At 44.7% G+C, this 11,473-nt stretch carries 9 protein-coding genes; 4 read left to right on the forward strand and 5 right to left on the reverse strand.

The features are described from left to right. Window positions 1–74: 74 nt before the first annotated feature. Together F9K33_15895 and F9K33_15900 are read right to left on the reverse strand one after the other, a co-directional pair. Window positions 75–587, reverse strand: a complete 513-nt coding sequence (locus F9K33_15895) for a response regulator (protein KAB2877658.1) — start codon at window positions 585–587, stop codon at window positions 75–77. A 255-nt stretch (window positions 588–842) separates the two neighbouring features. After that, the gene (locus tag F9K33_15900; protein KAB2877659.1) at window positions 843–2,714 is read right to left on the reverse strand and encodes a M1 family metallopeptidase; all 1,872 of its coding nucleotides are present in this window, start codon (window positions 2,712–2,714) and stop codon (window positions 843–845) included. Between the two features lie 158 nt (window positions 2,715–2,872). Here F9K33_15900 and pepT point away from each other — a divergent pair, with 158 nt between their 5' ends. Continuing rightward, complete coding sequence (gene pepT, locus F9K33_15905; GenBank protein KAB2877660.1) at window positions 2,873–4,123, forward strand: peptidase T; 1,251 nt, start codon at window positions 2,873–2,875, stop codon at window positions 4,121–4,123. A gap of 122 nt (window positions 4,124–4,245) precedes the next feature. Here pepT and F9K33_15910 read toward each other — a convergent pair whose 3' ends face one another. After that, window positions 4,246–6,231 carry an oligopeptide transporter, OPT family gene (locus F9K33_15910; protein KAB2877661.1) on the reverse strand — a complete coding sequence of 662 codons (1,986 nt, stop codon included), beginning with the start codon at window positions 6,229–6,231 and terminating at the stop codon, window positions 4,246–4,248. Window positions 6,232–6,478: 247 nt separating this feature from the next. Between F9K33_15910 and F9K33_15915 the strand changes: the two genes are divergently transcribed. Further along, window positions 6,479–7,156 carry a metal-dependent hydrolase gene (locus tag F9K33_15915; protein KAB2877662.1) on the forward strand — a complete coding sequence of 226 codons (678 nt, stop codon included), beginning with the start codon at window positions 6,479–6,481 and terminating at the stop codon, window positions 7,154–7,156. 86 nt (window positions 7,157–7,242) lie between these two features. Then, the gene (locus tag F9K33_15920; protein KAB2877663.1) at window positions 7,243–8,322 is read left to right on the forward strand and encodes a hypothetical protein; all 1,080 of its coding nucleotides are present in this window, start codon (window positions 7,243–7,245) and stop codon (window positions 8,320–8,322) included. A 4-nt stretch (window positions 8,323–8,326) separates the two neighbouring features. On the opposite strand, the gene F9K33_15925 is transcribed toward F9K33_15920, so the two are convergent. Then, entirely contained in the window at window positions 8,327–9,040 is a 714-nt protein-coding gene (locus F9K33_15925) for a beta-ketoacyl-ACP reductase (GenBank protein ID KAB2877664.1), read from the reverse strand. A gap of 18 nt (window positions 9,041–9,058) precedes the next feature. Beyond that, window positions 9,059–10,480 carry an amidophosphoribosyltransferase gene (locus tag F9K33_15930; protein ID KAB2877665.1) on the reverse strand — a complete coding sequence of 474 codons (1,422 nt, stop codon included), beginning with the start codon at window positions 10,478–10,480 and terminating at the stop codon, window positions 9,059–9,061. A 78-nt stretch (window positions 10,481–10,558) separates the two neighbouring features. Here F9K33_15930 and F9K33_15935 point away from each other — a divergent pair. Beyond that, window positions 10,559–11,473, forward strand: a 915-nt coding sequence (locus tag F9K33_15935; GenBank protein ID KAB2877666.1) for a response regulator, incomplete at its 3' end; no start/stop codon positions are given.

The raw sequence follows: 11,473 nt of genomic DNA on the forward strand, positions 1-11,473 counted from the left end.
CTCTAAAGCTTCATTGCGCCGCCCAAGAGAAAATAAATAGCGCTGAGTTTTTAGCTCAACGCTATCGGTTCTCACTATAAGAAAGGGGAAATGGGGGGCGACGGTTGTGTGTTACATGCTGCGCGCATTTCTTTTCTGCCGACATAAGGCGCAACTTTATCAATCAGATCTTTCATGCGAACGGGTTTTAGAAGTATTTCATTAATCCCTAATGATTCAACCCGCTCTTTTTGTTTATCTAACAATTCGTTTAAATAACCTGTAATAATAAAAACGGGAACATTTTGCGACAGTTGTCTGATTCTCTCTACGACATCCCACCCTGAAAGACTTGGCATCAATAGGTCAGATATGACTAGACCGATCGGTTCATTTTTGAATATTTTTAGTGCGTCAAGACCGTTATTGGCAATACGAACATCGTAATTTGAAGTCGAAAGCATCATGCTTAGCGTTTGCGCTACCAAATCATCGTCATCAATTAACAAGATAGTACGGCTGGATCTTCGGTGTTCGTTTGATTGTGTCGTGTTTTGATTTGCAGCGTCGTAAGAATTTGATCGCGTCGCTGTATCAAGTCGCTTCATTTAATGCCCACATTTACTGATCACTTGCAATGAAAATTAAGAAAGTTAGTTTATTTTAGTAAGAACCGGATAGAGTGCAGAGAATAGTGTAAACAATAAACGTGCCTTGATTAGGTAAATGTTGTAAGCTTGTTATCTAAGAGTTTAAATAGTGAAGAAGTCAATATTATAGTTCTCAAACAACGCGTGGTGTCAATATATTGACAACACAGTCATATATTGACACCCTGTAGAAACAAAAAAACTTAACTTTAGCTATTTGCTAGTTGGAAATAGAATTTTATCGACTGTGAGGTAGGTGATCGAATGATAAGATGATCTTGCGTTGCGGTAGATTCTTTTTGCTAATTCCAATCCGGTTTGGGTCTTAGCTAATCGAGCGTATAGCGGTTCGACAAATTTCCTTCGGCCGATATTCATCAAAAAATTTTCAAGTTGAGCGTATGCGGGAACATAGTCGTTATCGATCACATGGTTCAGCCAGGCAAATGCAATTTCTGAATTGCCGGATTTTGAAAAAGCAAAAACGCGGTCCAGTTCATCCATCTGTGTCCGGCTCATCTTTTCCGGAAGATTGCGTACAAAATGTATCCACTGGTGAGAGAGCCAGTGACTCGTTTCAAGTTGATCGGCAGCAGTACCGCTTAACCACGCTTTCAGCTGGACATCTACTTTTTGAAATGCATCCGAAGTTATGATGGGACAATTGTCAGGAATACCGCGTTCATATATCCACTGATTTATTTTAAGTTTTTTTGATAAAGTTGCATCATTTTTTATTAATTCCGCATTTACATAATTCACGAATCGCTCCGTTATCATCGGTTTAAAGGCAAATGTGTTAAAATACTTTTTCAAGAAAACATCCCATTTTTCCCGTCCAATATTTTCCTCCATCATGCGGAGAAATAGATAACCTTTTTCATAAATAATTCCGGCCGAAAGATCATCAGGATTTCTTCCGGATAAATCAATATACAGTGGCGTCATCTCCGGACGATCTTTGATTTCCGAAAGCTCATCCTGTAAGTCTTGAAATCCAAGTACGGCTTCCATTTCCGCAAATTCTTTCCCGTACAACTCCTCGTCGATGCGGCGTTCGAAATACATGGTAAAACCTTCATTAAGCCATGCGTCGCCCCATGTTGCATTGGTCACCAGATTGCCGGACCATGAATGGGCTAATTCGTGCGCAATGAGTGATACCAGTGAACGGTCGCCTGCAATGATGGTCGGAGTTGCAAAAGTGAGGCGCGGATTTTCCATTCCTCCGAATGGAAAACTCGGAGGCAGCACTATAATATCATATCGTCCCCAGCGATAGGGGCCGTAAAGTTTTTCAGCAGTTTCCACCATTTTCTCGGTATCGGCAAATTCCAACGCGGTCTTTTCGACCATGGCCGGCTCCGCATATACGCCGCTTCGTTTTCCAAGAGGCCTGAATTCAATATCGCCGACGGCCAGCGCCAACAAATACGATGGGACCGGCTGAGGCATATCGCATTCGTATATTCCGGAGAAATTTTTGACTGTTGTATTTTCTGCGCTCATGACCGCCAAAAGATCGGGAGGGCATTGGATTTTAGCGTGATACGTCATGCGAATACCCGGGCTGTCCTGGCATGGGATCCACGTTCGCGCAAGAATTGGCTGTGATTGTGTGAATAAAAACGGCTTGGTCTTTCCCGCTGTTTGCGACGGTTCAAGCCATTGCAGTGCATCGGCGTCTTTTGTTGTGGAATAATAAATGTTAATCCAATCGGTTTTAGGCGTAATCGTGATCTTCAGCTCGCGTCCCAGATAGGCCGATGAATCACCGAATGTGAAGGGAGTATGAGTTTCTTCCTTGCCGAGCGTAACCTTGTGAATCGCTAATCCGCGCGTATCCAACCGGATCACTTCGGAGCCGTTTTTGTTCTTAATTTGATAACTTGCTTTACCGGTAATTTGTTTGACGTCAAAATCAACTTTGATATCGAGTTCAAGATGCGTCACAACGGCTTCTTCCGGACGAGCATACGAATGCGGGTCTTTGAAGTATTCAACTTCGTCAACCGATTTCTTTTCGCAAGAAACAATCAGTACAAGAACTAAAAAAGCACACACGGGTTTTATTAGTGATGGCATGTGGATATTCTGAGTTTTGATTTTCAAATGATTAAATTGAAAATACTCCCCGTTTCGATCATTCGCAAGGACAATTTGCTGTGAGAAAGCTTGAACTTCACGTGAAATTTTTATATGATAAGGCAGGAAATATTATCATTTTAACCAGTTGAGGAACTATGTTTGACACCAACTACAAATTCACATGCGTCGAAAAATTTTTGAAATATGTGAAGTATGATACGCAATCGGACGATGACGCAACTTGTTTTCCCAGCACGGAAAAACAAAAAATACTGTCCAAAGATCTTGCCATAGAGTTAAAAGCCCTGGGGCTTAGCGATGCGCACATGGATGACAACGGTTATGTCATGGCGACCATTCCTTCCAACACAAAGAAAAACGTGCCGGTCATTGCTTATATTGCCCACGTGGATACATCGCCGGCCGTGACCGGAGAAAATGTGAATCCCATCGTTCACAAAAATTATCAAGGCGGGGATATTCACCTGCCGAAAGACGCTAATCAGGTTATTGAAGTCAAGAATAATCCCGATCTGGAAAAAATGAAGGGGTATGATATTATCACAGCGGACGGCACAACTTTACTGGGCGCGGACAATAAAGCCGGCGTGGCGGAGATCATGGATGCAGTGGGATATTTCTTAAGTCATCCGGAAGTAAAACACGGGGCGATCAAAATTTGTTTTACGCCGGACGAAGAGGTAGGGCGCGGCACAGAAAAAATTGATCTGAAAAAATTAGGCGCTCAGTTCGCCTACACCGTAGACGGGTCCAGCCGCGGCGAAGTGGAGACTGAAACGTTCAGCGCGGATGCGATGACGGTGAAATTTCACGGTAAAAATATTCACCCGGGCTATGCAAAAAATAAAATGGTTAATGCGGTGAAAGTTGGTGCGCGATTCATCGAAAAACTTCCGAAGACAACGCTATCACCGGAAACGACCGAGAAGAAAGAAGGATTTGTTCATCCGACGACGTTTAACGCCAACGAAGAACTTGCTACGGTCAAATTCATCATTCGCGATTTCGTGACGGAAAAGTTAGCCGAAAAAGAAGAGTTGGTGAAGAAACTTGCACAAGAAACAGCGGCGGAATTTCCCGGCGCGCGTTTGGAAGTTGAGATAAAAGAACAATACCGCAATATGAAATACATATTGGATAAATATCCGCAAGTAGGAGACAATGCGATCGAAGCCATGAAACGCCTAAAGATTGAACCGATTCTCAGTCCCATTCGCGGCGGAACCGACGGTTCACGCCTATCCTACATGGGTTTGCCGACACCGAATATATTTGCAGGCGAACATAGTTTCCATTCCAAACTAGAATGGGTTGCCGTTCAGGATATGGAAATGGCCGTTCGTGTGATCGTGGAACTTGCGCAGATATGGGAAGAACGGGCATGAAAGAAGTGGCTGGTCAGCTCTGGATTGTCAGGAAGTAATCTAATAAACTCTAGCAGATAACAAAAAAACCGCCCCGAGATTCTTAGGGCGGTTTTTTATTTCATCACATAATTTGTTTAAACTTATTCCTCTTCCACTTTCCCTCGCATGGAATCCCAATACATATATCCGAGGATGCCGAGGAACATCAGGCCGCCAAGTAATTCTGCAGAATGTGATTCCGCCCATTCGGGGTCGACCCAATTGAAGCCGAGGTAACGTAATATAGCGCTGATCACGCCAAGCAAGGCGCCGCCGGCAATAAATCCGGATGCGATCAATGTTCCGCGTTCACGTCGAGCGGTATTGAGTTTCTCGTCCGAACTCCGCGTGGAAACAAAATGAGCAATAAGTCCGCCGAATACCAACGGGGTATTTAATTCCAATGGAATATACATGCCGAGTGCAAAGGCCAATGCAGGGACGCCGAGCATAGTTAGTACCAGCGCCATAAAAGCCCCGGCAACGTAAAGCATCCAGGGCGCGGCTTGTCCGGTCATTAAAGGTTTGATCACCGCTGCCATAGCATTAGCCTGCGGGGCAACCAGTGCGTTAGGCCCGCTGAAACCGTACGTTTCATTTAATATTAACATGACCCAGCCTACCGTAGCGGCGGAAACCAATACGCCGGCAAATTTCCACGATTCCTGTTTATATGGAGAAGAACCTAACCAATAACCGATTTTTAAGTCAGTAATAAAAGCGCCCGCGCAGGATAACGCCGTACAGACCACGCCGCCGATAATCAGCGCCGAGATCATACCGTTGTCGCCGGTCAAACCAACGGAAACCAACACGAAAGACGAAATGATCAACGTCATTAAAGTCATGCCGGAAACGGGATTTGTTCCCACGATCGCGATCGCATTGGCCGCAACGGTTGTGAATAAGAATGAAATAATCAATACAATAAGAAGCCCGACCATAGCATGCGTTATATTATGAACAACACCGAATTGGAAGAAAATGAAAATCATGACCGCCGTCATGACGATACCGATCGCGATGATGCTCATGGATAGATCTCTCTGCGTTCTCAATCGGCTGTCCATATCTACTTTCTTACCGACGATTTCTTTAAAGCCTAATACGAAAGCCGATTTAATAATCTTGGACGAACGGATAATACCAATAATACCGGCCATGGCGATTCCGCCGATACCGATATGACGAACGTAATTTCTAAAAATCTCCTCTGCCGACATATCGCTAATCAGTTTGGTTACATTCGCGCCGAGCGGCGTCGTAAGGCCGCTGCCAACGTGATATAATGCAGGAATGATCACATACCACGATACAAATGAGCCGGCCGCGATGATGGATGAATATTTTAAACCGATGATATAGCCAAGTCCTGTGACGGCCGCGCCGATATTGACTTTGAATACCAGTTTCATTTTGTCCGCTAATACGTCGCCGTAAGGCAATACGCGCGTAGTAAATACTTCGCTCCACCAGCCGAAAGAGGCGATGATGAAGTCATACAACCCGCCGATGATTCCGCTGAAAACAAGCACTTTGGCCTGATTACCGCCTTTTTCACCTGCGACGAGAACTTCAGTTGTAGCTGTTGCTTCCGGGAATGGAAATTTGCCATGCATTTCCGCTACAAAATATTTTCTGAACGGTATGAGAAATAGGATTCCAAGAAACCCGCCAAAAAGGGACGCGAAAAATACCTGATAGAACTCCACGTTCAATTCAAGTATGTACAAAGCGGGTATCGTAAAAATTGCGCCGGCAACTACGGCACCGGAATTTGCGCCAATGGACTGTATGATCACATTTTCGCCCAGAGCGTTTTTTCTTTTGGCTGCTGCGGACAGACCGACGGCGATGATTGCGATCGGGATGGCTGCTTCAAAAACCTGTCCGATTTTTAATCCTAAATAGGCTGCCGCTGCGGAGAACAGCATCGCCATGAGCAAACCCCAAAAAACGGAACGGAAATTTACCTCCGGGTAGACCTGAAGGGGCGACATGATAGGTTTGTATTCCTCGCCTGGTTTTAGATCGGTATACGCGTTGGTCGGTAATCCTTTGACAGCTTGTGTAGCATGATCACTCATAAACGTTACTCCTTGCTGATTCAGATGGAATGGATTGCATATTTAAAGAAAGGTCATTTGCTGAAAGTGCGGGCGGACCTCACTGATTGGTTCAATTGACCAAAAATATAGAATGGTCAGCAACTATAATCAAGATAAATGATCGGTGAAGAAATTATTCTGAATAATTAATTGGACGCCTTTTTTAAAATTGATTAAATTTGTTATTGGGGGAGTATTTTATACTGCTAAAATAAGGAGATAAACCATGATACAATTAACATTTTTAGGACATTCGGGATGGCTGATTCAAAAGGATGCTTACCATCTCTTAATAGATCCTTTTTTAGAGGGTAATCCCGTTGCAAAACACAAAGCATCGGATGTCAAAGCTGATTTCATCATTATTACTCATGCGCATGGCGATCACTTAGGCGATGCGATCCCTATAGCGAAGAGAACAGGCGCGGTGATAATTTCGAATTTCGAAATTACGCAATACTGTGAAAAAAACGGCACAAAAACACACGGGATGCACATTGGCGGTTCACATGGCTTTGCTTTTGGGAAGATCAAGTTAACGCCTGCGTGGCACGGCTCGTCTTTTCCGGATGGGACGTATGGGGGTACACCGGCCGGTTGCCTGATTACGATGGACGGGAAAACGATTTATCATGCCGGCGACACGGGCCTCTTTATGGATATGCAATTAATCGGCGAGATGAACCCGATCGATCTGGCGCTGCTTCCGATCGGAGATAATTTTACGATGGGAATTTCCGATGCGGTAAAGGCCGTCAGTTTATTAAAGCCTAAGATGGTGATACCTATGCATTATAATACATTCGATATTATCAAAGCCGAGCCTGAAGATTTTATTAGCAGAATTAAGCCGCTTGGCATCAAGGCGCAGGCGCTTAATCCAGGCCAGACGATACAATTGTGAGCTGAATAAAAAACTGCTTGATTGTATTTGTCCATGTCGGTAATTTTGCGGGCAATTTCTATAATCATAATACAGGATACGAAAACATGAAACGAGCATCATTGTTCCTCGCGATTTGTTTTTATATGTTTCAATCTTCCGGCTTATTGTGCCAAACTCAGAATTCGTTGGCCGGTTCTGCAGAAAAACATTTTAAGAATCTGCGTCAATTGACTTATGGCGGCGATAATGCCGAAGCGTATTTCAGTTTCGACGGAAAAAGCCTGACACTGCAAAGCAATAATCCGAAATGGAATCTGCAATGCGACCAAATATTTGTAATGGACATTGATAAGGCCGCAGGCGATAGTTCATACATACCTTCACTGATAAGCACCGGGGAAGGACGTACCACATGTTCCTACTTTTTAAGAGGCGACCAACGAATTATTTACGCGTCAACCCACTTGGGCGGGAAATCTTGTCCGCCTGCGCCGTCGCCGCATCAGGGCGGAAAATACCTGTGGTCAATTTATGACACATACGACATTTTTGTTGCCGACCTAAAAGGCAATATTGTTGCGCAACTCACAAACATGCCCGGATATGACGCGGAGGCAACCGTTTCACCCCAAGGCGACAAAATCGTTTTTACATCGACGCGTTCAGGCGATCTGGAACTGTGGACAATGGATGTTGATGGGAAAAATGTTAAACAAGTTACAAACGAATTGGGTTATGACGGAGGGGCGTTTTTTTCACCTGACGGCAAAAAGCTGGTATTTCGCGCGTCGCGTCCAAAATCGGCAGCAGATGTGAAAGAATACAAGGATTTTCTATCGCAGGGACTAGTTGCTCCTACGCAGATGGAGATTTTTACTTGTAATATAGACGGCTCAGAGATGAAGCAGATTACGCAACTCGGCAAGGCGAACTGGGCGCCTTTTTTTCACCCGTCCGGCCAGAAGATCATCTTTTCATCTAATCATAATGCGCCGCGTGGTTATAATTTTAATTTATTTACGATCAATGTGGACGGCACCGGACTTGAACAGATTACTACTGAAAGCATATTTAACGCGTTCCCAATGTTCTCGCCGAACGGAAAGAAACTTGTGTTTTCATCCAATCGAAATAATAACGGCACACGCGACACAAATCTCTTTATAGCGGATTGGGTGGAATAGGCGATTATCCAACGTAGCCCCCGTCAACGCTGATAACGGCGCCATTGATAAAGGAGGCTTGTTCGGAAGCTAAAAAAAGATATACACGAGCAACATCTTCCGGATTCCCAAGACGGCCTGTTGGTGTTTTTTCAATAATTTTATTCAAAACATTTTCCGGAATCGTTTTCACCATTTCTGTAGCAATAAATCCTGGAGCAACCGCATTCACAGTAATACCCTTGGGTCCTAACTCACGCGCCCAGACTTTGGTCATACCGACCACGCCCGCTTTGCTGGCGACATAATTAGATTGGCCAAAATTACCATAAAGCCCTACGACTGAGGCTGTATTGATTATCCGTCCAAATTTCTTTTCGATCATGAGGGGCGCAACGGATTTCGTACAATTAAACACGCCGGTTAAATTTACATCCAAAACATCTTGCCACTGCCGTGTACTCATTTTTAACAGGGAAGCGTCACGCGTGACACCGGCATTATTGATCAGAACGTCAATTTTTCCAAATTTTTCAATTGCAATGTTTGCCGCGTTTTGGACGGAGTCGCTGTTGCGTACATCTACGTTGTATGAATGGATTTCATCAGATACTTTTTCTGTTTTTAAATCCCACACGATTACGGTAGCGTTTTCAGCTCCAAATATTTTTGCGCTCACGCGGCCAATGCCGCTCGCCCCGCCGGTAATAACAACAACTTTGTCCTTTAAAAAACCCATTGGCGGTAATCTGAGGTATTAGTGGGTTGAACTTTTTTCTAATGGGACGGCGCACTGAAGCTTGTCAGCTTCTTCATTCACAGGCAGTGGATATTTCCCGCTGAAACAGGCTGTGCAATAATTGTGTTCGCCGTTAGGTACGGACGCCATTAAGCCCTCTATGGTAAGATATTCTAAACTGTCGGCGCCGATATTCTCGCAGATCTCTTCCTTCGTCATTTTGTTGGCGATCAATTCTTCTTTGGTCGGAAAATCCATGCCGTAATAACACGGCGATTTGACGGGAGGGGAGCTGATCCGCACATGAACTTCTTTAGCTCCGGCTTTGCGGATCATGGCGATCAAGGGTTTTAGGGTTGTACCTCGAACGATGGAGTCATCGATAACGACTACGCGCCGGTCTTTCAATACGCCTTCGACGACGTTGAACTTGACCTTTACTTTCAGATCGCGCATGGACTGTACCGGATGAATAAACGTTCTTCCCACGTAATGATTTCGGATCAGGCCTAATTCAAACTTGATACCGGTTCGCCGTGAATAACCGACGGCCGCAGTGTTGCTCGAATCGGGAACGCTGATGACAATATCCGCCTCGACAGGAAATTCCTCTGCCAAATGTTTGCCTAATTTTCGCCGGGCCTTGTCTACATTATCGCCAAAGATCTTGCTGTCCGGTCGGGAGAAATAGACAAATTCAAATATACAATGCGCCGGCTGCCTCGGCTCACTAAATAACATCTCGCAACGCATGCCCGATTCATCTACAACAATAAATTCTCCCGGCTTGACGTCACGAATATATTCCGCGTCAATGATGTCGAGTGCGCATGACTCGCTGGCTACGACAGTTGCGTCGCCTAATTTGCCAAGGCACAATGGGCGAATTCCATTAGGATCTCGCGCCGCGATAAATTTATCCTTGGTTAACAACACAAGCGAATAAGCGCCCTTGATCTGCGTTAAAGCGTATTTCAATTGATCTTCGATTTTTTTTAACCCGGAATGGGCGGCGAGATGGAGAATAACTTCGGTGTCGCTGTTGGATTGAAATATGGCTCCCTGATCCTGTAATTCGTTTCGTAATTGAAAATAGTTGATCAGATTTCCGTTGTGGCCTGCGGCAATTTCACCGGTATTGATAATAGCCGTAATCGGTTGCGCGTTTTGCAGATAGCTTCCGCCGGTCGTGGAATAACGGTTATGTCCGATTGCAGAAATACCCGGTAATTTTTCAAACAGCTTTGTGTCCGCAAACACATCGCCGACCAGACCCATACCAACGTGTCGATGGAGATAATTACCATCTGCCGAAACAATGCCTGTGGATTCCTGACCGCGGTGTTGTAATGAATAGAGTCCGAGATAGGTCAACTTGGCGGCTTCAGGATGGCCGTAAATTCCGAATATTCCGCACTCTTCTTTAATATCTTCCGACATAAATGTTTTATTATAGTGATATCACGTACGGCAAAATTATTTCATCTAAATGCGCCGCAATGTAGTTAAAAATAATGAATGCATCAAATTTATTTTGATCTTATAAATCGCCATTATTTTTTTTGTTTATCCTCCGCCTTAAATACGTTACATTGCTCAGAAAGCAAACCAGAGAGGTGCTGCATGAAGGTTCTCATCATTGACGATCATGACATGAACGTCACGCTTTTAAAAAATCTGATGATGGCTAAAGTTCCTGACTGCGAAACCATCTGCCATACCGAATCGGCTGAGGCACTCGTCTGGTGTGAGGAAAATGATCCCGACCTTGTTCTTGTCGATTACATGATGCCGAGTCCCAACGGTCTGGAATTTATCGAGCGTTTTCGCAAATTAGCGGGGAAGGGGGACATACCCGTTGTAATGATCACGGCAGTCAACGAAAAAGATATTCGCCTGAAAGCGATCGAGTTCGGAGCCAACGATTTTATTAACAAACCGATCGACACGGCGGAACTAACGGCGCGCGTGAAGAACATGCTTGCTCTGCGAAAAAGTCAAAAGGCATTGGCCAATCGCGCCGAATGGCTTGCGGAAGAAGTTCGGAAAGCTACCCATGAAATCGTCGAGCGTGAACGCGAAGTTATTCTCAGGTTGACACGTGCGGCTGAATACCGCGATCCTGAGACCGGTATGCACATTGTTCGGATGGCTCAGTATTGCAAATTGATCGCTAAAGCCATCGGACTTTCGGGGGACGAGCAGGATCTTATCCTTGACGCATCGCCGATGCATGACATAGGAAAGGTGGGCATAGCCGATTTTATTTTATTAAAGGGAGAGCATCTCAGCAATGATGAATTTGAGTCTATGAAGAAGCATACGATAATGGGTTATGAAATTCTGCAGGGAAGCAAATCCAAGCTTCTCCAAATGGCGGAGCGCATCGCATTATATCATCATGAAAAATTTGACGGCACCGGTTACCCGTAC

The organism is bacterium, assembly GCA_008933615.1.
Classification (GTDB): domain Bacteria; phylum CLD3; class CLD3; order SB21; family SB21; genus SB21.

Coding starts and splice junctions, on each gene's coding strand:
- F9K33_15895 (KAB2877658.1), bottom strand. CDS start 587: ATGAAGCGACTTGATACAGCGACGCGATCAAATTCTTACGACGCTGCA.
- F9K33_15900 (KAB2877659.1), bottom strand. CDS start 2,714: ATGCCATCACTAATAAAACCCGTGTGTGCTTTTTTAGTTCTTGTACTG.
- pepT (KAB2877660.1), top strand. CDS start 2,873: ATGTTTGACACCAACTACAAATTCACATGCGTCGAAAAATTTTTGAAA.
- F9K33_15910 (KAB2877661.1), bottom strand. CDS start 6,231: ATGAGTGATCATGCTACACAAGCTGTCAAAGGATTACCGACCAACGCG.
- F9K33_15915 (KAB2877662.1), top strand. CDS start 6,479: ATGATACAATTAACATTTTTAGGACATTCGGGATGGCTGATTCAAAAG.
- F9K33_15920 (KAB2877663.1), top strand. CDS start 7,243: ATGAAACGAGCATCATTGTTCCTCGCGATTTGTTTTTATATGTTTCAA.
- F9K33_15925 (KAB2877664.1), bottom strand. CDS start 9,040: ATGGGTTTTTTAAAGGACAAAGTTGTTGTTATTACCGGCGGGGCGAGC.
- F9K33_15930 (KAB2877665.1), bottom strand. CDS start 10,480: ATGTCGGAAGATATTAAAGAAGAGTGCGGAATATTCGGAATTTACGGC.